The sequence below is a fragment of the Rhodohalobacter barkolensis genome, from assembly GCF_002834295.1.
GTDB lineage: Bacteria > Bacteroidota > Rhodothermia > Balneolales > Balneolaceae > Rhodohalobacter > Rhodohalobacter barkolensis.
Genome location: NZ_PISP01000006.1, coordinates 1 through 23,328 on the forward strand (window position 1 = coordinate 1; position 23,328 = coordinate 23,328).

The window sequence follows — 23,328 nt, forward strand, 5'->3', positions numbered from 1 at the left end:
ACGAAATAGATTTTAACGAGAAGTATTTGGTTTAGCCTGAGTAGAATTGAACCCCTTCAGGGTTCTGAATTCTTTGAATCTTTTTACCCCGACTTGCAGTCGGTGCTAATTGGATTGATCCGCCGGTTGGCGGATCTTTGCAGAATTATTGAACTTTTTAAAAAACGAGATTTTCTAAAATCCTGGTTTCATGTTTTAATATGACACTTATTTCAGGTTCAGCCCCATCAAACAAAATCGTCAAACCTTTGATTTTTATTGGCTCCTTTCAGCACTTTGTGCAATTCATCATGTGGTGCTTCCGGTTCCAGGTGAATCGTAACAATTGCATCACTTTTCAGTGCATCGATCAATTTTCGCTCCAACACGGTAGCCTCATCATGGGCTTTTTGCAGGCTGATCTCTTTTTTGAATGTAACATGCAGCTCAACCCAGGTTGTATAGCCCGAAGTTCTATGACGCAGATGATGCCAGCCCGTAGCATCCGCGGGTAGTTCACTATTCAGCACTGTTTCAAGTGCATCATGCACCGCGGGATTTCGCGCATCCATAATGCCATCCACCGAATAACGGATCAACTTAAATCCTTCATAGGAAATGTAGAATGCAATAGAAATACTGACAATGGTATCGAGGTAGATCCAACCGGTAATACTGATCAAAAACAGTGTTAAAATTACGCCGCCGCTGGTCCAGACATCTGTGAGTACATGTTTACCATTGCTAATGGCGATCATGCTGTTCTCTTCCCGGCCAACTTTTTGGACATACAAACCAAGCACCAGGTTCACCACTGCCGCAAACCCAACCATATAAATCCCTGTATCCAGACTTTGGAGCTCAAATCCGGTAATCAGATTCTGAATTGCTAAAAAAAGAATGGTAATGCCTGCCAGAATAATGACCACACCTTCAACTCCAACAGATAGAAACTCAATCCGCTCATGACCATATAGATGATTGTCATCCGCCGGTTTCAGACTCAGGTGATACCCATATAAAACAAAGCCAACAGCTAGAACATGAACAATCGATTCTGCAGCGTCAGACATTGCCGTAGTTGAATCCGTTACCAGAAATGCCCCCACTTTTACAGCAAGAGACAAAAATGAAACAATCAGGCTGATCCGAAGTGCATTTTTAACTTTGGCAGATGCTGTCATTCTATAAAATATTAACTCAAAAGAAATCCGGACAATAGCTGAATGCTATGCGGATAGTTTTTATTTTAGTAAGCTAATTAAAAATTAAGATTCGTTTTGCTGGATATTCCAAAACAACACAAAGAAATTTTTGAAACCATCGGGAACATCGCAGAAACTGCCGGACAACAAGTGTTCGTTGTTGGCGGATATGTACGCGACTACTACCTGCAACGGTTGAATCCTGATGATATCACAGACATCGATTTTGTAACGGTCGGTTCGGGTATTGCATTGGCAAAAAAAATTGCCGATGAACTCAACACAAGTAAACTCACCATATTCAAAAAATTTGGTACCGCACAGATTAAATATAAGGATTTAGATCTGGAGTTTGTGGGAGCCCGAAAAGAGAGTTATCGCAGAGATTCGCGCAAACCAATTGTGGAAGACGGTACTCTCGAAGATGATCAGTTACGGCGCGACCTGACGATTAATGCACTTTCGTGGTGCCTAAACCCTGATCAATTTGGAGTTCTGTACGATCCCTTTAACGGGACTCAGGACTTAAAGAACAAAATCGTCAGAACTCCCATCGATCCGGAGCAAACGTTTGATGACGACCCGCTGCGGATGATGCGTGCCGTTCGTTTTGCTACGCAGCTTCAGTTTGATATAGACCGGGACACATTTGCAGCCATTAGCAAAATGGCACATAGGCTTTCCATTATCTCAAAAGAGAGAATTCTGGACGAGCTCAACAAAATTGTACTCAGCCCCAAACCTTCAATCGGATTCGCGCATCTGCTCAATACCGGACTTTTAAAGGAGTTTTTCCCGGAGATGGTAAATTTGATAGGAGTGGATGAGCGTAATGGTCAGCGTCATAAAGACAATTTCTGGCACACTCTAAAAGTTCTCGATAACACAGCTGAAAAGAGTGATGATCTCTGGCTTCGCTGGGCTGCCATCATGCACGACATCGCCAAGCCCCCGACCAAAAAATTTGTAAAGGGTATTGGATGGACTTTTCACGGGCATGATGCACTCGGCGCCAAGTGGGTTCCAAGAATTTTTAAACGATTGGGACTGCCACTCGATGAGCGTATGCGTTACGTTCAAAAACTGGTCCGACTCCATTTGCGACCCATTGCACTTGTTTCAGAGGAAGTGAGCGACAGCGCCGTTCGACGGCTGATATATGAAGCGGGAGAGGATATCGATGACCTTATGACTCTCTGCCGGGCCGATATTACCAGTAAAAATGAGTGGCGGCGAAAAAAATACCGCAACAACTTCGACCGGGTTGAGAAAAAAATAGTTGAGGTTGAAGAAAAAGACCGGATGCGAAACTGGAAAAATCCGATCGGCGGAGACGAGATTATGCAGGAGCTTGGTGTAAAACCCGGACCCATTGTTGGTAAGGTAAAAGACCGAATCAAGAACGCCATTCTTGATGGGGATATTCCAAATAATTACGATGCCGCATATGATTATCTGCAGCAAATAAAATCAGAATACGTCAATTCAGTTGAAAATTAAACCAACCCGACCGAAAATGGAACTTATGACCTTCATTGGATTGGCAGCCGGATTTTGCACCACAGCAGCTTTTTTGCCTCAGGTTATTAAGACCTGGAAATCTAAGTCTGCAAAAGATCTCTCACTTGGGATGTACTCCATTTTTTGCACCGGAGTACTGCTTTGGCTGATTTACGGAATTATGATTTCAGATCTGCCAATTATCCTGGCAAACGCCATCACTTTAATTTTAGCTGTCAGTATTTTGTTCTTTAAGCTAACGTTTAAAAACTAAATTGAGCTTTAATCTTTCAACCTACACTTCATGAATATGTGGATTGCCAATTCGTACGGAAAAATTAATCTTGGTCTTCATGTTTTAGAGAAACTCCCCACAGGTTATCACCGAATTGAATCCGGCATATGCTTTATTGAGTGGAAAGATCGATTTGAAGTGGAAGAGTCTAAATCCTTTCAGCTCACGTTATCCGATCAATCCATACCAACAGACGGCTCAAACCTGATCACGCAGGCTTACAATCTTTTTGATAAATACGTTGGATTGAATCAACACTACAGTTTCAACATCACTAAAAATATTCCCGCCGGGGCCGGATTGGGAGGCGGAAGCAGCAATGCAGCTTTAACGCTAAGAATACTGAACAAACTAGAAGATGCCGGATTATCAGATAGTGAATTAATTGACTTTGGACGAACACTTGGCGCAGATGTGCCTTTCTTCATTAAAGGAACACCGGGAATTGCCACAGGTTTGGGGCACAATATTGAACCGGCCGACATTCAACCCGATGCATGGATTGTTACGATGTATCCAAACTTTGAAAGCTCAACTGCTGAAGTTTATCAGAAATGTGTTCCCAATCCGGATCACGATTTCTCCATAAAAGGTGTATTATTGGAAGAAGAGATCGACCAATGGCAATTCTTATTGGAAAACGACCTGGAAGCCCCGGTTTTTGCAAATCACGAACTGGTTGGTAACATTAAAGACCAAATGCTTGAATTTGGAGCTGAGTTCGCCATGATGAGCGGAAGCGGTTCCACGGTTTACGGGGTGTTTGATCAAGATTTTGTTGCAATTAACGCTTACGAATCGTTTCATAAGCTTGGATTTCCAGCAAATCTAACCAGACCAAATTTTAAGCCCGATTACGGCATTTACAGAAAAGACTAAACAATTTGGAGAGACTCGCTGCAACGTTCAGCGCTTCTTCAACGATCGAATCACTAATTATTTGACATTATGGGTAAAAATAAAAAAGCTGACCCACGCGCCGGTATGGATGTGGATTCATTTAAGGAAGATATTCAACAGCACTTGCGATACACGCTTGCCAAAGATAAGTACTCTTCAACCGAGTGGGACAACTACCGAAGTGTAGTACTTTCCGTTATGGATCGCCTGCATGATCGCTGGCTGAACACCCAACAGCGCTACTATAACGACGATGAGAAGAGAGTTTATTATATCTCTATGGAATATCTGATCGGCCGACTGCTCGACAATATGCTTGTCAATCTCGGAATGCAGGATGTCGCAGCCGAAGCAATGAAAGAGGTTGGCCTCGACTACGATAAAGTGCGAAATGCAGAGTGGGATGCCGGTCTTGGAAATGGCGGACTCGGAAGACTTGCGGCCTGCTTTCTTGACTCTATGGCCACACTTGGAATTCCGGCGATCGGTTATGGAATTCGCTATGACTACGGGATTTTTTATCAGCAAATAGAGAACGGCTATCAAATTGAAAAACCGGATCTCTGGCTTCGTTATGGAAATCCATGGGACATTGTTCGCCCGAAAATTCAATACAATGTTCCGTTTTATGGAAACTCACACGCCTATCATGATGATAAAGGTGACCTTCGTTTCCGATGGGACAACACACATGATGTTCTTGCTATTGCCTACGACACACCGATACCCGGTTATAAAAATGAAGTTGTAAACAATTTACGTCTATGGAAAGCCTCATCATCCTCGTCCATCGACCTGAAGAGCTTCAACCAGGGACAGTACATCGACGCGGTTCGCGACACACAGCTGAATGAAAATATTTCACGTGTACTCTATCCGAATGACAAAGTTTTTGTAGGTCAGGAGTTGAGATTGAAGCAGGAGTTTTTCCTGGTTGCAGCCTCTGTTCGTGATATCCTCCGCCGATTTAAGAAAACAAACGACGATTGGAGAAAACTTCCCGATAAAGTAGCCATTCAGTGCAACGATACTCATCCAAATCTGGCCATTCCGGAATTGATGAGAATTTTGGTTGATGAAGAGGGTCTCAATTGGGATCTGGCCTGGGATATCACGAAAAAAACCATGGCTTACACCAATCACACTCTTTTACCGGAGGCGCTTGAAAAATGGCCGGTATCGCTTCTCAGAAGTCTGTTACCCCGTCACCTGCAGATCATTTATGAAATCAACCGACGATTTTTGAATGAGATTAGCGATCAAATTGGTGATGACAAAGGTAAGATCAGCCGCCTCTCAATTGTTGGTGAAGGCGAAGATCCGGTCGTTCACATGGCGTCGCTGGGTATTGTCGGATCGCACAAAGTAAATGGTGTTGCCGAACTTCACAGCAACCTGATTAAGAAAACTCTTTTCAAGGATTTCTATGAAATCTACCCAGAGAAATTCACCAATAAGACAAACGGAATCACTCCTCGCCGATGGCTGCGACAGTCGAACCGTGAACTCTCCGACCTGATAACCGGAGAAATTGGAGAGGATTGGGTCACCGATCTGGATCAGCTGAAAAAGCTGGAAAAGTTTGTGGACGACAAAAAATTCATGAAAAAGTTTGCCAAGGTGAAGCAGAACAACAAACAGCGCATGGCAGACTACATCGAAGAGAAGCGAGGTATTGAGGTGAATACCCAATCGATGTTCGACATTCAGATTAAGCGGATTCACGAGTACAAGCGTCAGTTTATGCTGGCACTCTATGCCATCACACAGTACAACCGTATCAAAGCAAATCCAGATGGAGATTATGTACCGCGCACCATTTTAGTTGCCGGTAAAGCAGCTCCCGGGTATACAATGGCGAAGCTCTTCATTAAGCTGATGAATGACATTGGAGAGAAGATCAACAACGACTCGGATGTAGGCGATAAGCTGAAATTCATTTTCCTAGAAAACTATAGTGTAACGCTTGCCGAGAAGATGATTCCATCGGCAAACCTATCCGAACAAATCTCAACAGCAGGATTTGAAGCATCAGGAACAGGCAACATGAAGTTTGCGTTAAACGGTGCACTGACTATCGGAACGCTCGATGGAGCCAATGTGGAGATTAAAGAGGAAGTGGGTGATGAAAACATCTTCATCTTTGGAAATACCGTGGACGATGTGGAGCGCCTCCGACATGAAGGGTACAATCCCTGGGATTACTACAACTCCAACGAAGAGCTGAAAAAAGCATTGGATCAGATCAAAGACGGGTTCTTTAATGATGATAAGGAACTTTATCAGCCGATCATTGACGCTTTGCTGCAGAAAGGAGATTACTTCCTTGTACTTGCAGATTATGAAGCTTACGTCAAGAAACAGGCGGAAGTGGATGAACTATACAAAGACCAGGATGAATGGAACCGCAAAGCGCTGCTCAACACAGCTCGAGTGGGTAAGTTCTCCTCAGACCGTACAATCAGAGATTATGCAGATGAAATCTGGGATGTGGAAGTGAAGAAGTAACTTCATTCACTGACTTTCTGTAACCAACTAATTCAAAAGCCCTTCTGATTTCAGGAGGGCTTTTCTATTTGAAACTGATGGTCAGTAGTCCATTTTTCGGTTTTTAAATAACAACAAATAATCTTTTTTCTCGCTGATTTTCGCAGAATGAGGCGCTGAGTTTCGAAGAGTAAATCAACTAAACCATAGTGAGTAACTGATGCGGATAATCAGTTACATACATTCTTACTGATTGGACATTTTTAAAATATCTACGATCCCATAAAAAGCGGCATAGAGCGGAGTACTACCTGATAAATTCCCCACATCAAGGGTATACTGACAAATAACCAAGCCAATACAATGTAGATTACCGGAGTTTTTTCGATCTCTTTTATTGAACCATCACTCATTCTGATTCTTCCTCCTTGTCTTTAAACAGGTGATATTTAGAATCCACCTCTTTTACAAGGTAGTTACAGAATAAGCCGATGAGTAATAAACCGGCCATAATGTACATCGTAACAGTATAAGCTTCTGCCTTCTCTACACCCGCATTGATCTGTATTTCGCGTATATAATTCACAAGTACCGGCCCTAAAATCCCCGCTGTTGCCCATGCCGTTAGCAGTCTTCCGTGAATCGCGCCAACCTGATAGGTCCCGAACAGATCCCTGAGATAGGCAGGGACGGTGGCAAAACCACCACCATACATACTCATAATAATTCCAAAACCGACTACGAAAAAGATTGCCGTGTCCAGTCGACCCAGCGACGGGATGAGGGAATACATTAAAATGCCAAGACCAAAATAGATTGCATAAACTGTTTTACGACCAATTTTATCGGAAAGTGATGACCAGAAAAAGCGCCCGATGAGGTTAAATAAACTCAACAGTCCCACAAAACCGGCAGCAGCTTCTGCAGTTATCACTCCTTCAAACATCTCCTGAATCATAGGCGATGCCTGCCCAAGCACTCCGATACCGGCTGTCACATTCACACAGAGAATAACCCATAAAAGCCAGAATTGAGGAGTTTTCAGCGCGGTATCAGCATCTACGTGGTTACTGGTAATAAGCTTTCTGGGCTTTGTGGATGGGACATAACCTTCTGGTTTCCAATCTTTACGGGGAATTCTGATGGTAATTACACCGAACATCATCAGTGCAAAATAGATGGCTCCCATCACCAAAAAAGTTTCCCAAACACCGACCGATACATCCGTAGAAAAATAATCGAGCAGGGCAACCGCGAGAGGGGAGCCAATCATGGCACCGCCTCCGAAACCCATAATTGCCATTCCTGTCGCCATCCCGGGCCGGTCAGGGAACCACTTAATAAGTGTTGAAACCGGTGAAATGTATCCTATACCCAAGCCAATTCCACCCAGCACACCGTAGCCGAGATAGACAATCCAGATCTGGTGCAGGTGTACGCCAAGGGCCGAGACAAAAAATCCTCCGCTAAAACAGAGCGCTGCAGCAAACATCGCTTTTCTTGGCCCAACCCGCTCAAGCCATTTTCCAAACACTGCCGCAGATAAACCCAGAAAAACAATCGCGATGGAGAAAATCCATCCGATGGTTGTAAGTTTCCAGTCGCCGGGAGCAGATTCCGTCACTCCAATAATTTGTGACAGCGGCAAGTTGAAAACACTGAACGCGTAGACCTGGCCAATTGACAGATGAATAGCCAATGCCGCCGGAGGTATCAGCCATCGGCTATACCCGGGAGGGGCAATCGTTTTTTCTCGATCCAGAAAAGAGTGCAATGGAATTATATTTAAGCCTTTATCTTTTAACCGATAGAGTAACAGTGACATACTCATCTGATGAATATTTACCAATATAAAGAAATCATCTGAATCTAAAATCAAACAAGCCTGCAAAGTCAAAAAAGATAGCTTCTGTATTAGAAGTCAATTTTCATATTTTAAGAACTTAATAAATCAACTTTTACAGACCAGTCTGCGACTATGGAAGACGGCAACTTTTTTGAGCAATCCTACTCAGAGATTTTCAGCTCTGGACGTGACCTTCTCACCACCACACTGTTTCAGCTGCAGGACACACAGGTCAGTCTGCTTACGTTAATCATCTTTTTCCTTTTCCTGATTGCATTCATAATTGCAAGCAGAGTCATAAAAGGAATACTTCTCAAACGAGTTCTGCAGCGGTTTGAAATTGAGTCTGGTTTACGATACACTCTTGCCCGGATATCTCAATATATCATTGTTACCATAGGTGTTCTGATCTCGTTTCAATTCATTGGTATCAATCTCAGCAGCCTTGCCGTTATTTTCGGTTTCCTGTCCGTGGGTATTGGTTTTGGCCTTCAGAACATCACTTCTAACTTTATATCGGGTCTGATTGTACTTTTCGAGCGTCCAATCAGTGTAGGCGACCGTGTTATGGTGGCAGATATTGAAGGAGACGTACTTGAGATTAATATCCGGGCTACTAAAATTCGGACGCTAAACAAAGTGTCGATCATTGTTCCAAACTCTGAATTTGTGTCGAGCAATGTAATCAACTACTCGCACGGTGATCCCGAGTATCGACTTGATGTTGAAGTGGGAGTATCATACGGTTCTGATCTTGACACTGTAATAAAAGCTCTCCGGGAAGTGGCAGATGAAAACGAAACCGTGATTAAAAATCCCGAACCACAGATTCACCTGGTCTCATTTGGTGATTCTGCCTGGGATATGGAGCTTCGGGCCTGGATCCCCGATGTTAAACACTACCCACGTGTTCGGAATGAACTGAATCAAGCCATCGTACGAAAATTCAAAGAGTATGAGATAGAAATCCCATTCCCGCAGCGCGATCTTCACGTACGCTCATCCGTAAATCTGCCGGTTAAAAACGAGTTATCCGAGAAAAAGCAACCGGATGATAATGGCGAGGAATCTGATAAACAGAGAAGTAGTTCGAACGATTAAATTTTCTGGTACATTCTCCAAAGAATGGTTCCTGCCTGTATATATAGACTCATCAGTAGTTTAAACTCTTTCGTTGAGAAGAGTTTATTCCGTTTTAGTACGATATAAGCAAACAGTTCGGTTCCGGGTGGAATTTTTCTTCCCGCTTTCAGAAACTGTTTATCGGTCATTTTGTAGAGCGGGATCCCGATTTCTGCCGGGAGGTTTACTTTTTTTGATGCCTCCTTAAATATTCCTTTATCACTATCACCGAAAACGTGATTACTTAGATAGGGTTTTTTCTCAGTCAAAAAAGTCCTGTAGGTTGGTTCAGACAACAGTTCATCGGGACCAAATTGATGAAGTTCTTCTTTACCCATAGCGTGAATCATTCGAGGGTCTCCATCGTGAATAGTCCAGAAATAGGTATGATCTATATTGAAAATATTAAGTGACATTTCACTCAATTTCCGGGCTACTTCAAAGAAGTTGCCCAAATAGACCTCATCCATCAGCTTTTTAACAAACTCTTTTTTATTGAACTGCAGATAGGCCGGCAGCTCCATTTCAATCGTTGTAACCAGCTTCGCCTGAATTCTTTCCAGCGTCGCCTCTCGCTCCGTTTTAAACTGCTCTTTTCTGATGAATTCTGCAGCTCCGAGATCTAAGGCTTTTTTTTCTTTCTCAACGGTGGGTTTACCGGTCATAATAAGTACCGGGATATTTCGCTTCTCTGAATCTGCCATCAGAGATTCCAGAAATTCCAAGCCATCCACTCCCGGCATATGAATATCAGACATGATCAAGTTGACACTCTCTCCATCGAGCAGGTTTACCGCCTCTTGTGTGTCAAAAGCCTGCAGAATTTCATAATCTTCACCCAGCAGGTTTTTTACAACCAGATGAGTCATCTTATCATCATCAATTACTAATATTTTGTACTTCATCATCCAGTAACCAATTAATCCATTCAAATAATTAAAATTGATCTGAGGTATGAATTAAGGTAACGAAAACTGGCTATACTTTATTCATGACCCCATGGTGCCGGCGGCAATTCTTCCATGGGTTCACTCAGGTCAAAATCCACTCTCCACGACCACTCCTCACCACGAATGGTTCCATATGTGTAGCGATCGCCCGGCACGATTTCAATTCGCCAGCCCCGGAATATCCCCGACTCTTCCGTTCTTTCTACTGATTGAAACTCCTGCCGGATTGCTGTTCCCTCACCAACGGAAAATCCACCATACATAGTTACTTCGTCTTCACTGCCATCGCGTTCTCTGTGATCGTGACGGAGCTCAAGACCATCATCGTGTTTTGTGAAAATCCAGGTTCGGGACCGATCCCAGTCCTCATCTTCTTCCAGCTCAATGTGAAAGGGTACTTTCAGCTGATTTTCATCACACTCTCTGAAGTGGACGACAAGAAGTTCCGTACCGGTAAGCATCTCATCGCCTTCGGGTTCCTGTGTTAAACCGCCCGGATAGGCATTTCCGCACTGTTCTGCCAGTGCATTGTAAAACTGTTCAAAGGGCTCCGGTTCCGCTGCCGTTTCTTCGGATTCAGGCTGCCCACAAGAGGTTAAGATCAACATTGAGAGGAGTGCAATTAGAAATGATTTCATACAGTGGTTATGGTTAAAGGAAGTTGAATTAATATACTGAAGTGATTTCTCTGCATTTCACTTTCAGGTGAAAACCCATTTTTAAGGATTCAAGTCTTTACCGCTTAAAAGCCTTTGATCTAAAATGTTCAACAACATCCTCTTTAGACTTCTTTTTTGCAAGAAAATCAAGAACTAACCTTGCTAACTCTAAATCGAATTCTTCGTTAACACTGTAACCATTTAGATATAGAAATGTCAGTGCGGAGGCCAGTGCAGCTCGCTTATTCCCATCAACAAATGGATGCCGAATAACCAAACAAGTCAAATAACTTGCTGCCATTCCAAAGATGTCTTGCAAATAATCCTCTCCAAAAGTTGCTTGAGGTGCATCTACACATGCCCTGACACCTTCCTTATCCCGAATATTGGTCTCTCCACACGCCAATTTTATTTCTTGTCTGTGAATGAACAGTATGTCATCCAGAGTAAGGAAATGTGGCATCGTTTTACTCAGCAAGTTTATCTAAAGATTTGCGATGCTTCTTACTAACCTCATTGTATGCAGATTGAACATCCAATTTTTTAATCAAAAGCCCATCTTCATGTGGTACAATTTCTACACTATCGTCATTTTCAACTTTAAGCAATTTGAGCAGAGGTTTTTCTAAAAGGATACCACGACTATTACCTATTTTTTGAAGCTTTTTAATCATTTCTTAGAAAATTTTGTTCTTATTATGTTCTTACAATGATTATACGTAAAACCTTCTATAAAAGTATGTAGCTGATAAAAATCTCTACTAATCTACCTTTCCAGCCAAATCCCGTATCACTTCAGGAATCCACTCCACATCCTTTTTTGTCGTTCTTGGGTTGATGAAGCAGGTGCGCAGCGCTGTTTTGCCTCTGATTTTCGTAGCCGTGAGAAATATTCGACCATCCTGTTCGATGGCATGAGCCAGTTTTCTATTTAACTCATCTGTCTCTTCTTCACTCAGTCCGGCGGGAGCATATTGAAAACAGGCGATCGAAAGAGGTACCGGAGCAAGCATTTCAAAGTCATCCGATTTTTCGATCAAAGACTGCAGATACTGCGCATTCTCAATATCTCCCTGAATAGTTTCTCTCAAACGTTTAGAACCAAAGGCTTTCAGCGTCATCCAAACCTTGAGCGATTTAAAACTTTTGGTCAGCGGCAGCTGATATTCCATCAAGTCTGTGCGCCCGCCTTCATCTTCATTTGATCGGAGATAATCGGGAATCAGGCTGAATGTTCGTCGGAGTTTTTCAGGCTCTTTTACCAAAATACAGGCAGCCTCAAACGGCACATAAAGCCATTTGTGCGGATTCACCACAACCGAGTCTGCCTCTTCAATCCCATCAAAAAGATGCTGTACACTCGGCAATTTCGCTGCCGGCCCGCCGTAGGCTGCATCCACGTGATACCACATTTTCTCCTCTTTGGCGACATCAGAAAGCACCCCCAGATTATCAACCGCACCTGAATTTGTAGTTCCGGCAATACCGATCACACAAATCGGGTTGAGACCGTCTTTGCGATCCTTTTTAATCTGTTGCCGAAGCAGGTCGGGACGAATTTGAAATTGATCATTCACCGGAATTTTCCGCAAATTGTTTAATCCAATGCCCAGGGCATCTACTGCCTTATCGAAGCTGGAGTGGCCTTCTTCCGAAACATAAATGGTCATTGGTTTCATCCCATACATTCCTTCTGCAGAAAGATTTTCAGGCGACATATTTTTTCGGGCTACGGCCAGACAGTTAAAATTTGCTGTGGACCCGCCATCCAGAATGGCACCGGCAACTTGATCTGAATAGCCTATAAACTGTGACACCCAGTTCACCACCAATTTCTCCAGCTCTGTACTTATAGGTGAAGAGTGCCACTTCAGATTGTTTTGATTGAGCGAAGCGCTGATCATCTCCGCCAGAATTGCCACCTGGTTCCCACCCCCTGTGATATATCCATAGTAGTGCGGACCAATATTCATTGTAGCTGAACCAATGACATCACTGCGAACTTTCTCGAGCAGTGCCTCCACATTTAGTCCCTGTTCGGGCAACGGTTCATCAAACAGAGCCTGAACATCTTTGGGGGTTTTACCTGGAAATACGTGCCGGTCCAGCTTCTCTTCATAAATTTCCCGGACAAGTTCGCCCGCTTTTTTGATGTATGAGGCGAGCTCTTTGGGGGTGAAGTCTAAATTCATGGTGGGTTAAAATTTTAAGTAGAATTGGAAATGAAATTTCTATTTCTCGCAGAGTTGCGCTGAGGTTTTCGCGGATTTCCGCAGAGCAAAGAAATTTTTCAAATACTAAAAAAAGTAGAAGTAGAGGTTCAACCACCCCGAACCCCTCCTTGCGAAGGAGGGGAAATGAGGAGTCCAAAATTGATCTTTACACTATGAATTGAAATTTTCGCAGAACTATCGATCAAATGAACCGGCCGGACCCGGAAAGACAACGGGACTTTCATATCCTTCTTCCGAAACGCTGGCAACGCCAAAGTAGTAGTTATCAATTACGATATTCTCGAGGGTATATTCGGAAACATCCCCCGTCAGGCGTCCGTGTGTCCACACCGGTGAAGTTGTCAGTCGCCAGTATACTTTGTATCCCTCCAGGTGCGGATTTTGACCGGAATCAAGTTCATCCCAGTTCAGAGTAGTGCTGGGACGAACCGCACCGCTGATCTCCACATTGGAAGGCGGTGCCGGAGCTTTCGCCATACCCGCCAGCGAAACCACATTCAGTGCCGTCAGTTTTGCGGCATAGTCAAAATCTACGTGTTCAATCACATCCCCGTACTCAATACCATCTTCTGTGCGTATATCCTGATGCTGCCAGTTATAGTTCTCATTGGTTTCCATTATTCGGACAGCCGGAAAACCCACATCATTAAACGGCCGATGATGCCCGCCGCGTCCAAAGCGGTCGAGCCGGTAGATCATCATCACGTCAAGATTGTCGATATACTGCTCGCCCATCACGTGAATGTAGCGTGCCAGGTTTCTTGAAGGTGAATCCACTTCACCACCTGTAAATCGGCGGATTCTGGCTTCGCGCTCCGTTTCCACCGCACGTGTTCCCTCAGAAAAGACCCGGGCTGTGGTATTGTTGATAATTCCATTGATTCCCTCGATGTTTCCAATCATGTCGTTATTCAACACCGCCTGAATTCTCCACTCATTTTCGATGGCATAATCGGCCAGAATTTGTCCGCCAAACAATCCTTGCTCCTCTCCGGAGAGTCCCGCGTAAACAATTGTGCCGGAAAAATCGTGTTTGGAGAGAACCCTTGCCGCTTCAATCGTACCGGCCATACCCGATGCATTGTCGTTAGCGCCGGGAGAATCTGTTTCCGCATCCATCACATCCGAAGCTCGTGAATCGATATCCCCTGTCATCATCACAACACGGCTTGGATCGGCCGTACCACGCTGCACGGCAACCACGTTTACAATCTCTACGGGATCGGGGATCCGATTTTCGCCCCCAACAGTTCCGCTAACATAGAACACTTCCAGGCAGCCGCCACACTCTTCAGATATTTTATCAAACTCTGCTTTAATCCATCTGCGGGCTGCACCAATACCTTTGGTATTCGATGTTGTATCAGACATCGTATGCCGGTTATCAAAATCGGCCAGCGTACGGTTATAGTCTTCAATGTAGTCTGCAGAGACATCATCAGCCAGCTGTTTCAGAAAAGGCTGATATTGCGGAGGAGAGGAGAACCCGCTATTGGCGTTGGTTTGAGCCTGAACAGTTCCGGCCGTAAGCATTATTAAAAAAAGAAGTGTTGTTGTAGCAATCGATTTCATATCTGTTTGATTGGTTAATGAGCAAAAAAGAACATAGTGAATTAGTGGGTTCTTTGGCAGAATATCAACACCAGAGAGTTTTGGAAGTAAATTTTTACAACTATCCGTTTCTCCGGATAACCAACGGAAATGTCTATGATATTTGTGGAGTGGTAGATAAAGCAAAAAGCATTTTAGGAGATCACGGGGAATTGGTCAGAAGAGTGAACAGTAAAACAGTTGAATTAAGCATTACCTACCAAGTAGGATGAGATCATCTCGATTTAAATGCTCATTCAAAGACCTATCCGGTTATAACAACCGGCACAAAAAAACCTGAGTTTTTTCTAACCAACCATTCAGTTTTGGTTGCAGACTAATTTATGTTTTAAAACATCTTATTTTAATAAGCTGTTTCAATACAGTTCAGTGATCGATCAAAAAAATCGGCCAGGAAATTAAAATAATCAGCATCTACTTTATCTCTTCTAACCGGTGATTTTGGTAAAATTTTAATATCAACATCAACTGTTGGAAGCCGAAACCACGATACCTGTTCTGACTTATAGTTATTCTCAATATCAAAATTTTTCAAGAACTTCTCTCCGGTTACCGGGGGTGTTCTTCGATCTCCTTCAGCATAAACCAATTGAATTCTGTTTACCCCGGCAACATCGAAAGCATGATTTATGGGATTCAATCCATTTAACATTTTTGGATTGAGATACTTTAGCATTTTAAGAATCAGACATGATTTTAAATCTTCTCTGCAAAACTCTTCAAGAGTTGTAAATGGACGCTCCAGGAAAGCGGATTCAATATTATGTCTTTTTTTCATGGCGCAAATACACCAGGCGGCACCGAATGAAACTCCATAATACCCAACCTTTTGCTTTCCAGATATACGTGACGCTTCTTTTGCTGCCGCCAGAATATCACCTGCAAAATCAAGCGATGCATCATCGCTTTCACCAAACCCATTAAAATCGAATAGAAATACATCATAACCGGCCGATTTTAAACGGCCGGCATGTCCGGTTTTTAGATAATAGCCTTTTGCGAGGGGATGCATAGGATGCCCGCAGACAATTACTCCTTTTGAGTTTTTAACGGCCGGTGAGTACAGACCTGTCAATCTTGCACCATTTGGATTAAAAAACATTGTTTTCTTCCAGTGAGACGGCTCTTCTGTGCAGTGCGGCCAGTACCAATTATCTCTGCCTGATTTAAAGATCGTTTTTTTCAAAAGACTTGATTTCATTTTAAACCTCATGATATTATTATTAAGTACTTTATCAGTTCAATCAACGAATCCCCTTTCTATTCAATCCTTTCCCCAAATTGGGTGGGGTTTCGATTATAAAGCGACACTTTAGCCTAAAAACTGACATATACTTTTAAAATTTAGGTTGATATCGGGTAATTAGATTTTACAGATGATTGTCATTCAATTTTTTTGAAGTGGGAAATGAAATAACACAATTATTGCATGAAATAAGGAGCGGCTCAAAGGAAGCCTACGATAAGCTCTTTTCCATCGTTTATGATCGGTTACATCATATTGCATGGAGAGAAATTTCAGTTGAGTCGAAAGAGCATACCTATTCAAAAACCGATTTGGTTCATGAAGTCTATTTAAAGCTAGCCGGTCAAAAATCCCTGAACCTTAAAAATCGTCGTCACTTTTTTGCAATTACCTCCCGCGCAATGCGTCAGATACTGATTGACTATGCCCGGACCCGCGACAGAAAAAAGCGCGGTGGCAAAATGCAGCCGATAACCTATATCGACGAGTTAATGAAAGTAGATGACGAAGCGAAGGAACTCCTTGAAATCGACGAGGCACTTAATCGTCTTTCACAACTGGATGAAAGGCTTGCAGAGATTGTGGAAATGCACTATTTCGGTGAAATGAGTTTTGATGATATTGCAGATGTACTGGACCTCTCATCACGAACCGTTTACAGAGACTGGGCAAAAGCCCGCGCCTGGCTGTACAAGGAGCTAAAAAGGAATAAGTAGATTTTTATTTTAAAATTGATTTGATTACTTCAGTCAGGCTTAGGTTTCCAAAAGCATAGAGAGAGCCTGAAATCAGCATGTTAGACGAAGACCACACAGTCTCGGCTCTTAATACATCACTTTTCAACCTGAAGTAGGATTACCGTGAATAAGAGACACTGGAATCTTATCAAATCCGTAGTTGATGAAGCCCTAACCTATTCGGGAGATGAGAGGGACGTATATCTGAAAATAATTCTTGAGGAGAAACCGGCCATCGCAAACGAGGTTCTGGAAATGCTCTCCCTGATTGAAGAGGCTGAGGCAGAACATTTTATGCAAAATGTGAAGCTTGACGGAGAAAAGCTTCTATCTGAACTCACTTCTGATTTCTCCCTCTCCGAGACCAAAAAAAGTTATATCGGCAAGAAGGTAGGCAACTACAACATTACACAATTGCTGGCTGTTGGCGGGATGGGAGTGGTTTTTAAGGCCAGCAGGACCGATGGCGAATTCAATCATGAAGTAGCTGTCAAAATTTTAAAAAGTGGATTTGATTCAGATGAAAACATTCATCGTTTCAGAATAGAGAGAGAAATTCTGGCATCTTTGAATCATCCGAATATTGGTCAGATCTACGATGGCGGTTTCACAAATGAAGGACTGCCCTACCTGGTTATGGAATTGATTGAGGGCAAACCTATTCATGAATACTGTAATGAAAAGAAACTGATTCTTGCCGAGCGGATAAAAATCTTTGCGCAAATCTGTCGAGCCATAGATTTTGCACATAAAAACCTGGTAATCCATCGTGATCTGAAAGCGCCAAATATCTATGTGACGACTAACGGTGTTGTTAAAATTCTGGACTTTGGAATTGCCAAACTCTTGGATAGCGAGCGTTCACAGCTTGATCTGACAGAGACACTGCCCGGGCAAAAGTTCTGGACACCGTATTACGCCTCGCCCGAACAGGTACGGGGTGATCAGATAACTACATCCACCGATGTATATTCCCTGGGTGTACTGTTGCATTACCTCCTCACAGATACATATCCTTTCGATTTAGACGAAAAAAATATCCATGATATTGAACAGATCATCCTCGAACGTGATCCTCTTCCACCCAGCCGAGCTATAAAAGAAAGTGGCAACATTGACGACATTGCAAAATCCCGTTCTGCAAATATAACATCACTGATAAAACCACTCGAAGCTGAACTGGATGCAATGGTTTTGAAATCGCTGCGTAAGGATCCCCGATATAGATACAATTCGGTGAGTCAACTAATCGAAGAATTGGAACGGTTTGAAGCCGGCAAACCCTTGTTAGCCAAATCCGATTCAGCTCGCTACAGGATGAACAAATTCATGAGAAGAAATCGTAATATCCTGTCAATTGCAGCCCTTTTCTTGATCACAATCGTTGGCTTTTCATTCATATATACCTGGAATATCACTCAGGAGCGAAATATCGCAGAGCTCGAACGAAATAAAGCGGAACAGGCGGTCGACTTTCTTACCAGTCTTTTCAGTGCCGGGAACCCAGTGAATGCCCAGGGAGAAATTCTGACTGCGATAGATCTTCTTGAGATTGGAATCGAACGCGCCGAAAACCTTTCAGACCAGCCGCTTTTACAGGCGGACATGCTCTATGCCATTGGCAGTTCATTCAGGGGAATGGTGATGCCTGATAAAGCAGCTCCCCTCCTTAAAGAATCTCTTGAACTTCAGCGGAAACACCTCCCTGATGACCATCCTGACATCGCATTCACACTCAATGCCCTTGGATCTGTATACTGGTCGGTAGATGAGGATCTTCTGGCGGAACCCTACCTGTATGAAGCACTTGAAATGCGAAAGCGACTGCATGGTGATAATCATCCCGATGTATTTACCAGCCTGAACAATTATGCGCTGGTACTTAAAGACCTGGGACGACTTGACGAAGCCGAAAACATATATCGCGAAAATCTGGAAGCGCGGAAAGCTTACTACGGTCCCATCCATTCAAAGGTAACCTACAGCCTGAATAATCTCGCATTCCTACTGGCTGAAAGAGGGAAAATAGATGAAGCAGAACACTACTATCGAGAGGGACTTGATGCTGTAAGGGTATTACAAGGCGAGGATCATTCGGACGTCGCAATTTATTTGAATAATCTTGGAGATCTTCTTCAAAAACAGGGCAAATTGGATGAAGCTGAAGAGATGATCAGGGAGTCTATCCGTATAAGGGAAAGTGTATATGGAGAAAATCACAGCAATGTATCCCGAAGTCTGAACGTTTTGGCCGGAGTTTTAAGAGAGAAAAAGGACTTTGATGCAGCTGAAGATGCGGCCAACAGGTCGCTTGAAATTCTAACTGCCATTTACGATGAAGATCATACCCATATCGCCAATACACTGGCAATTCTTGGGGATATCTATCAGCAAGGCGGTAATCCGGATAGGGCTGAAGAATTTTTCCTTGAATCCATGCAAATGCGGCAAAGACTCTACCCAGACGGGAATATCGATCTGGCAATTTCCTACAACAGGCTGGGTTATTTTTACTTGAATACCGACCGACCGGTAGATGCCGTACCTCACTTCACAAATGCCCTGAAAATGTACCGGGAAATCTCACCTTCCGCCAAATTTACCATCGCAAGAGTTCAGCATAATATTGGCCGGGCACTTCTGGAAACAGGCCATTATTCTGATTCCGAAGTGCATCTTTTAAACGCTTACAATTTTTTTGCTGAAAGTGACAATATCTCAAGTTCCTATTATCGACGTGCACTTCAGCATTTAATTGCACTGTACCGAGACTGGGACAAAATAGAACAGGCCGAACTTTTTGAAAATGAATTAGCAGCACTTTAATCCTTTCCATCCCAAAACTGTCTCATCAGTGGACCTGAGTTACGAGCATTGTAAATAAAAAGTTTAGAACTAAATTTCAGTAAACTGCTCTTCGTAACAAATTCTGCCGCAACCACTTTTTATTAACATCTCTTTTCAAAAAGAGTCGAGCATTTGTATTGTGATCTCTTATTTTATAGCCGCACAAATAAATACCATACCATACACATGAGCAATTTTTTAGAGGATACAGTACAAAAGTGGAAAACCCCCGAGATTCGACGGAGAATCTATTTCGGAGCTTTTATGGCTCTGGTTATAGCAGGTGTATATTATGCATTGAACTGGGGCAGTTTCCCGGAACAGGATGGACATTTCGGATTTTGGTCGGTCATGCCTCCACTGGTTGCCATCCTGCTCGCTTTCTGGACTCGCGAAGTTGTGAGTGCGCTGTTTATCGGTATTTTTCTGGGTGGCGTTATCGCCGGGCAATTGAATATCGTACAGGACTTTCTGATCCCTTCCATCGGAACTGAAAGTTTTGCATTAATCCTGCTGGTTTATCTTTGGGCTTTGGGCGGACTGATTGGAATTTGGACCCGTACCGGTGGAGCTGAGGTTTTTGCCAAGTGGGCATCAGAAAAAATGGTTGTCGGGCCTAGGTCTGCAAAGTTTTTTACCTGGCTGATGGGACTGGTTTTTCACCAGGGCGGAACCATCAGTACGGTATTAACCGGAGCAACAGTGAGGCCGATAGCCGATAAGCATAAGGTTTCACACGAAGAGCTCTCTTATATGGTAGACAGTACGGCATCACCTGCCGCTACGCTGATTCCTTTTAATGTTTGGCCCATTTATGTAGCCGGGCTTGTTCTTGGCACCATTTCCATTTTTGAAACTGCAAACGACGGAATTCAATTTTTCCTCGCCTCCTTGCCCTATAATTTTTACGCTATTTTTGCAATTCTCATCACGCTGTTATTTGCCATCGAAAAATTGCCGTGGATTCCCGGCAAAAAGATGCGAAAAGCCATAGAACGTTCCCGAACCAAGGGAACACTCGATCGAAAAGGGGCTACACCTATGGCAGCCGATGAACTGACACAAAGCAAAATTCCAAGTGGATATAAACCCGGCCTGATTGACTTTTTCGGCCCGATTGGTGCACTTTTGGGCATCGCTATCATTCCCTACCTCTACACCTTTTTTATTCTTGGATCGGACGAACCCACATTGTTGATTGCCGAGGCATTTGTGCTTGCAGTGCTTGCAGGAATTGGAATTGCCATAGCAAAGGGGATGAGTCTGCAGGTTGCCATTAACGGTTTCATTGACGGCTGTAAAGGTGTCACCATTGGGGCCATTATTTTGGCTCTTGCTGTTACTCTGAAAGAGGTTGCTGATGCTGTTGGAACGGCCAATTACGTTGTGATGATGATCGGCGACCTGGTATGGCCCGCGTTTTTGCCCGGTGTGTTGATGATCCTGTGCATGCTGATCGCCTTTTCCACCGGAACCTCCTGGGGAACCTACGCTGTCGTTTTTCCAATTGCTGTTCCGCTTGCCTGGGCCGTGGTTCCGGAAGACATCTTCTTCCTGCAGCTCTGTTTTGCTGCGGTTATCGGCGGCAGTGTAATGGGCGATCAATGCTCCCCTATTTCTGATACTACCATCCTCAGTTCACTCTCAACCGGTTGTGATCTGATGGATCACGTAACCACACAGCTTCCGATTGCCATAATGGCGGGTGTTTTAGCCATGATCAGTTATGCAGTCATGGTTGTGTTATTTGTATAAAAGTATTTTTCCATTACAAATTTGACACCTCTCCTCAATTACTGACGGACAGGTGTCAATTTGATTTCTCATTTATGCTTTTATAGCAGTATCAAGCTCATTGTGGGCTGAATTTATTTTTCCAATCCAATGCTGGGTGATCAAGCGTTCATCACCAAACAAAGTACCTTCCTTACCTTCAAAAATTGGAAGCTTAATGCTCAACCCTTTTTGAAGCTTCATATGGATTCCAATTTGCTGAATAACTCCATCACCACTATCCAAATCCTTTTTATGATTTGAATATATTGAACAGTGAACCACATCAGCCAACTCGATCAATTCAAACTGATTTTCATGTAGATAAAGCAGCTCTTCATGGTTTTTATCCATGCCTATCGCGGCATGATTTCGGAGAATCTCAATATCTCCGGTTTGAAAACCAAGGTCATCCGCTTTCTTTAAAAATAGTTTTTTTACCTCTTTGAGGCCTTTCTTTTCATGAAGTTGATAATAGCCTATTGGTACTAAAAATACTGCCAGTGAAGCTAAACCAATAATAATTGAAGTTAAATCTGTTTCCATCTTTCTGATATTTTTAAATTCTTGATTAGGTATTCCAATCCCATATGCAGCCTTTCATTAAAAAAGAACTCTGATGCAGTTGATTGAAATATTTATAGAAGTGTGATCCGGGAGGTTTCCCGGATTAAAGATGGGTTCAGAAGTGTGTATGGAATGGGAAAATCAGATCCTGAATCGTAAGGCTTGTTAAAATCCGTTTTGATTTCTTAAGGTATGCGTTGTTATCAAAACTGAGATCAGCAGTATTTAAAAAAGATGCAGAGCCTGATTCTTTCGGTTCAATTTCAGAACCGCTATCAACCATAATCTCTGATAAAAGCAGCGCAGGATATGGAGTGGAAAAAAGCAGATCTTTACTGCCGGATACGTCATTAACTTCAATCCCGGCATAAAAGTCATTCTTCTGGAATTCAGATCCAACAGCTATTCCACTGAGGATGGCAATAGTAGCTGCAAGACAAAAATTGAGTAATATTTTGGGTACCTTTCGCATTCTTTAATAGTACGAACAAAATACAGAATTTGTTCTATCACTCGTAAGTAATTTAATCAGTTTTAAATAATGACTGAACAAGAAAAAGAAGAGCTTTTAGAGATCATTCACGATCAAATTGAATCTACAAAAGTGGAAGTCAAAGAGTTGATTGAGCTCACCAAACCAATTTCACTCGATAACTCCATTGGCAGACTCTCACGAATGGATGCCATCAACAATAAAACCATTAATGAAAGTGCCCTTCGGGAAAAAAAGAAGATCCTCCAAAAACTTGAAAGGGCAAAAGAGAGAAGTAAAGAGGGTAAACTTGGAACATGCCTGAAGTGTGGAGAAGAAATTCCCTTCGGCCGATTGAAGATTATGCCCTACACTACCCGCTGTGTAAAATGTGCAAATCGTCCTTAGTTCTGCTGAACTTTTTCTTTCTTCATTTCCATATAAATTCGCTGTTTTACCGCATCAGCAATAAATGATATCCCGGCATTCAGCGAGCCAATCCCAAATAAGCCGATCCAAAACCACAAGGCCATATGTCCCAAATCAAACTCATCCGGGCTATTACTCTTTATAATTGTAGCTTCGGCAATTAAATTTACTGCAAGGCCAATCAGCATTACACCGATAATAGAGTGGCGCCACCATTTTTTTTCGTAGGTCATGGGAATGTGGTTATTTAAAAATCATACCCAATGAAGCTTCAACTGTACCCAATTCGTTCCTCCCTTGCTTTAAGAACAAAAAAATCACTATCGAAAAGTGCTCTTAAAGCATAAAAAATTTACCTCTCCTTTATTTTCGAACTAATTTTTTAATTATGTCTATTTAGATTTCAAAAGCTATTACAGGCAAAGAGTTATAGATACTTTTACCTTAAATACTTCCTATCTTGAAAGAG

23 protein-coding genes are annotated in these 23,328 nt (G+C 42.9%); 10 read left to right on the forward strand and 13 right to left on the reverse strand.

Features of this window, described 5'->3' with window-relative positions:
- Nucleotides 1-227: 227 nt before the first annotated feature.
- A complete protein-coding gene (locus CWD77_RS13500) occupies nt 228-1,163 on the reverse strand; it encodes a cation diffusion facilitator family transporter (RefSeq protein WP_101074116.1) in 936 nt (311 codons plus the stop codon).
- 96 nt (nt 1,164-1,259) lie between these two features.
- Here CWD77_RS13500 and CWD77_RS13505 point away from each other — a divergent pair, with 96 nt between their 5' ends.
- The 4 genes from CWD77_RS13505 (at nt 1,260) to CWD77_RS13520 (ending at nt 6,387) form a co-directional block, all read left to right on the forward strand.
- Nucleotides 1,260-2,684 carry a CCA tRNA nucleotidyltransferase gene (locus CWD77_RS13505; RefSeq protein WP_101074117.1) on the forward strand — a complete coding sequence of 475 codons (1,425 nt, stop codon included), beginning with the start codon at nt 1,260-1,262 and terminating at the stop codon, nt 2,682-2,684.
- A 16-nt stretch (nt 2,685-2,700) separates the two neighbouring features.
- On the forward strand, nt 2,701-2,958 hold the full coding sequence (locus CWD77_RS13510) for a SemiSWEET transporter (RefSeq protein ID WP_101074441.1): 258 nt from the start codon (nt 2,701-2,703) through the stop codon (nt 2,956-2,958).
- Nucleotides 2,959-2,988: 30 nt separating this feature from the next.
- Complete coding sequence (gene ispE, locus CWD77_RS13515; protein ID WP_101074118.1) at nt 2,989-3,858, forward strand: 4-(cytidine 5'-diphospho)-2-C-methyl-D-erythritol kinase; 870 nt, start codon at nt 2,989-2,991, stop codon at nt 3,856-3,858.
- A 69-nt stretch (nt 3,859-3,927) separates the two neighbouring features.
- The gene (locus CWD77_RS13520; RefSeq protein WP_101074119.1) at nt 3,928-6,387 is read left to right on the forward strand and encodes a glycogen/starch/alpha-glucan phosphorylase; all 2,460 of its coding nucleotides are present in this window, start codon (nt 3,928-3,930) and stop codon (nt 6,385-6,387) included.
- Between the two features lie 251 nt (nt 6,388-6,638).
- Here CWD77_RS13520 and CWD77_RS15580 read toward each other — a convergent pair whose 3' ends face one another.
- Together CWD77_RS15580 and CWD77_RS13525 are read right to left on the reverse strand one after the other, a co-directional pair.
- Nucleotides 6,639-6,779, reverse strand: a complete 141-nt coding sequence (locus tag CWD77_RS15580) for an MFS transporter small subunit (RefSeq protein WP_165779154.1) — start codon at nt 6,777-6,779, stop codon at nt 6,639-6,641.
- Nucleotides 6,776-8,191: an L-lactate MFS transporter gene (locus CWD77_RS13525; RefSeq protein WP_101074442.1), complete on the reverse strand. Its 1,416-nt coding sequence runs from the start codon at nt 8,189-8,191 to the stop codon at nt 6,776-6,778. The genes CWD77_RS15580 and CWD77_RS13525 overlap by 4 nt, the downstream gene beginning before the upstream one ends.
- A 153-nt stretch (nt 8,192-8,344) precedes the next feature.
- Between CWD77_RS13525 and CWD77_RS13530 the strand changes: the two genes are divergently transcribed.
- Complete coding sequence (locus CWD77_RS13530) at nt 8,345-9,313, forward strand: mechanosensitive ion channel family protein (RefSeq protein ID WP_101074120.1); 969 nt, start codon at nt 8,345-8,347, stop codon at nt 9,311-9,313.
- On the opposite strand, the gene CWD77_RS13535 is transcribed toward CWD77_RS13530, so the two are convergent.
- From CWD77_RS13535 to CWD77_RS13560, 6 genes are all read right to left on the reverse strand, one after another.
- Nucleotides 9,310-10,242, reverse strand: a complete 933-nt coding sequence (locus tag CWD77_RS13535) for a response regulator (RefSeq protein WP_101074121.1) — start codon at nt 10,240-10,242, stop codon at nt 9,310-9,312. The two genes, CWD77_RS13530 and CWD77_RS13535, sit on opposite strands and share 4 nt — an antisense overlap.
- 77 nt (nt 10,243-10,319) lie before the next feature.
- Nucleotides 10,320-10,922, reverse strand: coding sequence for a hypothetical protein (locus CWD77_RS13540; RefSeq protein ID WP_101074122.1), 603 nt, complete (start codon nt 10,920-10,922; stop codon nt 10,320-10,322).
- Between the two features lie 97 nt (nt 10,923-11,019).
- Entirely contained in the window at nt 11,020-11,406 is a 387-nt protein-coding gene (locus CWD77_RS13545; protein ID WP_101074123.1) for a type II toxin-antitoxin system death-on-curing family toxin, read from the reverse strand.
- 4 nt (nt 11,407-11,410) lie between these two features.
- Complete coding sequence (locus tag CWD77_RS13550; protein ID WP_101074124.1) at nt 11,411-11,617, reverse strand: MazE family transcriptional regulator; 207 nt, start codon at nt 11,615-11,617, stop codon at nt 11,411-11,413.
- A gap of 87 nt (nt 11,618-11,704) precedes the next feature.
- Nucleotides 11,705-13,135 (reverse strand): pyridoxal phosphate-dependent decarboxylase family protein, encoded by a 1,431-nt coding sequence (locus CWD77_RS13555; protein WP_101074125.1) that lies wholly within the window; start codon nt 13,133-13,135, stop codon nt 11,705-11,707.
- Nucleotides 13,136-13,351: 216 nt separating this feature from the next.
- Nucleotides 13,352-14,749: a M28 family metallopeptidase gene (locus CWD77_RS13560; RefSeq protein ID WP_101074126.1), complete on the reverse strand. Its 1,398-nt coding sequence runs from the start codon at nt 14,747-14,749 to the stop codon at nt 13,352-13,354.
- Nucleotides 14,750-14,766: 17 nt separating this feature from the next.
- Between CWD77_RS13560 and CWD77_RS13565 the strand changes: the two genes are divergently transcribed.
- Nucleotides 14,767-15,000 carry a hypothetical protein gene (locus CWD77_RS13565; RefSeq protein WP_101074127.1) on the forward strand — a complete coding sequence of 78 codons (234 nt, stop codon included), beginning with the start codon at nt 14,767-14,769 and terminating at the stop codon, nt 14,998-15,000.
- A 131-nt stretch (nt 15,001-15,131) separates the two neighbouring features.
- Here CWD77_RS13565 and CWD77_RS13570 read toward each other — a convergent pair whose 3' ends face one another.
- The gene (locus tag CWD77_RS13570; RefSeq protein ID WP_133120242.1) at nt 15,132-15,974 is read right to left on the reverse strand and encodes an alpha/beta hydrolase family protein; all 843 of its coding nucleotides are present in this window, start codon (nt 15,972-15,974) and stop codon (nt 15,132-15,134) included.
- A gap of 215 nt (nt 15,975-16,189) precedes the next feature.
- Here CWD77_RS13570 and CWD77_RS13575 point away from each other — a divergent pair, with 215 nt between their 5' ends.
- The 3 genes from CWD77_RS13575 (at nt 16,190) to CWD77_RS13585 (ending at nt 21,373) form a co-directional block, all read left to right on the forward strand.
- Nucleotides 16,190-16,750: an ECF-type sigma factor gene (locus CWD77_RS13575; protein WP_276307528.1), complete on the forward strand. Its 561-nt coding sequence runs from the start codon at nt 16,190-16,192 to the stop codon at nt 16,748-16,750.
- A 144-nt stretch (nt 16,751-16,894) separates the two neighbouring features.
- Complete coding sequence (locus CWD77_RS13580) at nt 16,895-19,597, forward strand: serine/threonine-protein kinase (RefSeq protein WP_101074130.1); 2,703 nt, start codon at nt 16,895-16,897, stop codon at nt 19,595-19,597.
- 207 nt (nt 19,598-19,804) lie between these two features.
- Entirely contained in the window at nt 19,805-21,373 is a 1,569-nt protein-coding gene (locus CWD77_RS13585) for a Na+/H+ antiporter NhaC family protein (RefSeq protein ID WP_101074131.1), read from the forward strand.
- 72 nt (nt 21,374-21,445) lie between these two features.
- Here CWD77_RS13585 and CWD77_RS13590 read toward each other — a convergent pair whose 3' ends face one another.
- Both CWD77_RS13590 and CWD77_RS13595 read right to left on the reverse strand, forming a co-directional pair.
- Entirely contained in the window at nt 21,446-21,937 is a 492-nt protein-coding gene (locus tag CWD77_RS13590; RefSeq protein ID WP_101074132.1) for a hypothetical protein, read from the reverse strand.
- A gap of 136 nt (nt 21,938-22,073) precedes the next feature.
- Nucleotides 22,074-22,430, reverse strand: coding sequence for a hypothetical protein (locus CWD77_RS13595; RefSeq protein WP_101074133.1), 357 nt, complete (start codon nt 22,428-22,430; stop codon nt 22,074-22,076).
- 69 nt (nt 22,431-22,499) lie between these two features.
- On the opposite strand from CWD77_RS13595, the gene CWD77_RS13600 reads away from it, so the two are divergent.
- Entirely contained in the window at nt 22,500-22,838 is a 339-nt protein-coding gene (locus tag CWD77_RS13600) for a TraR/DksA C4-type zinc finger protein (RefSeq protein WP_101074134.1), read from the forward strand.
- On the opposite strand, the gene CWD77_RS13605 is transcribed toward CWD77_RS13600, so the two are convergent.
- Nucleotides 22,835-23,092 carry a hypothetical protein gene (locus tag CWD77_RS13605; protein WP_101074135.1) on the reverse strand — a complete coding sequence of 86 codons (258 nt, stop codon included), beginning with the start codon at nt 23,090-23,092 and terminating at the stop codon, nt 22,835-22,837. The two genes, CWD77_RS13600 and CWD77_RS13605, sit on opposite strands and share 4 nt — an antisense overlap.
- Between the last annotated feature and the right edge of the window lie 236 nt (nt 23,093-23,328).

Bases quoted from the DNA above. Each gene is read 5' to 3' on its own strand.
- CWD77_RS13500 (WP_101074116.1), bottom strand. From the start codon at position 1,163: ATGACAGCATCTGCCAAAGTTAAAAATGCACTTCGGATCAGCCTGATT.
- CWD77_RS13510 (WP_101074441.1), top strand. From the start codon at position 2,701: ATGGAACTTATGACCTTCATTGGATTGGCAGCCGGATTTTGCACCACA.
- ispE (WP_101074118.1), top strand. From the start codon at position 2,989: ATGAATATGTGGATTGCCAATTCGTACGGAAAAATTAATCTTGGTCTT.
- CWD77_RS13520 (WP_101074119.1), top strand. From the start codon at position 3,928: ATGGGTAAAAATAAAAAAGCTGACCCACGCGCCGGTATGGATGTGGAT.
- CWD77_RS15580 (WP_165779154.1), bottom strand. From the start codon at position 6,779: ATGAGTGATGGTTCAATAAAAGAGATCGAAAAAACTCCGGTAATCTAC.
- CWD77_RS13525 (WP_101074442.1), bottom strand. From the start codon at position 8,191: ATGTCACTGTTACTCTATCGGTTAAAAGATAAAGGCTTAAATATAATT.
- CWD77_RS13530 (WP_101074120.1), top strand. From the start codon at position 8,345: ATGGAAGACGGCAACTTTTTTGAGCAATCCTACTCAGAGATTTTCAGC.
- CWD77_RS13535 (WP_101074121.1), bottom strand. From the start codon at position 10,242: ATGATGAAGTACAAAATATTAGTAATTGATGATGATAAGATGACTCAT.
- CWD77_RS13540 (WP_101074122.1), bottom strand. From the start codon at position 10,922: ATGAAATCATTTCTAATTGCACTCCTCTCAATGTTGATCTTAACCTCT.
- CWD77_RS13545 (WP_101074123.1), bottom strand. From the start codon at position 11,406: ATGCCACATTTCCTTACTCTGGATGACATACTGTTCATTCACAGACAA.
- CWD77_RS13550 (WP_101074124.1), bottom strand. From the start codon at position 11,617: ATGATTAAAAAGCTTCAAAAAATAGGTAATAGTCGTGGTATCCTTTTA.
- CWD77_RS13555 (WP_101074125.1), bottom strand. From the start codon at position 13,135: ATGAATTTAGACTTCACCCCCAAAGAGCTCGCCTCATACATCAAAAAA.
- CWD77_RS13560 (WP_101074126.1), bottom strand. From the start codon at position 14,749: ATGAAATCGATTGCTACAACAACACTTCTTTTTTTAATAATGCTTACG.
- CWD77_RS13565 (WP_101074127.1), top strand. From the start codon at position 14,767: ATGAGCAAAAAAGAACATAGTGAATTAGTGGGTTCTTTGGCAGAATAT.
- CWD77_RS13585 (WP_101074131.1), top strand. From the start codon at position 19,805: ATGAGCAATTTTTTAGAGGATACAGTACAAAAGTGGAAAACCCCCGAG.
- CWD77_RS13590 (WP_101074132.1), bottom strand. From the start codon at position 21,937: ATGGAAACAGATTTAACTTCAATTATTATTGGTTTAGCTTCACTGGCA.
- CWD77_RS13595 (WP_101074133.1), bottom strand. From the start codon at position 22,430: ATGCGAAAGGTACCCAAAATATTACTCAATTTTTGTCTTGCAGCTACT.
- CWD77_RS13600 (WP_101074134.1), top strand. From the start codon at position 22,500: ATGACTGAACAAGAAAAAGAAGAGCTTTTAGAGATCATTCACGATCAA.
- CWD77_RS13605 (WP_101074135.1), bottom strand. From the start codon at position 23,092: ATGACCTACGAAAAAAAATGGTGGCGCCACTCTATTATCGGTGTAATG.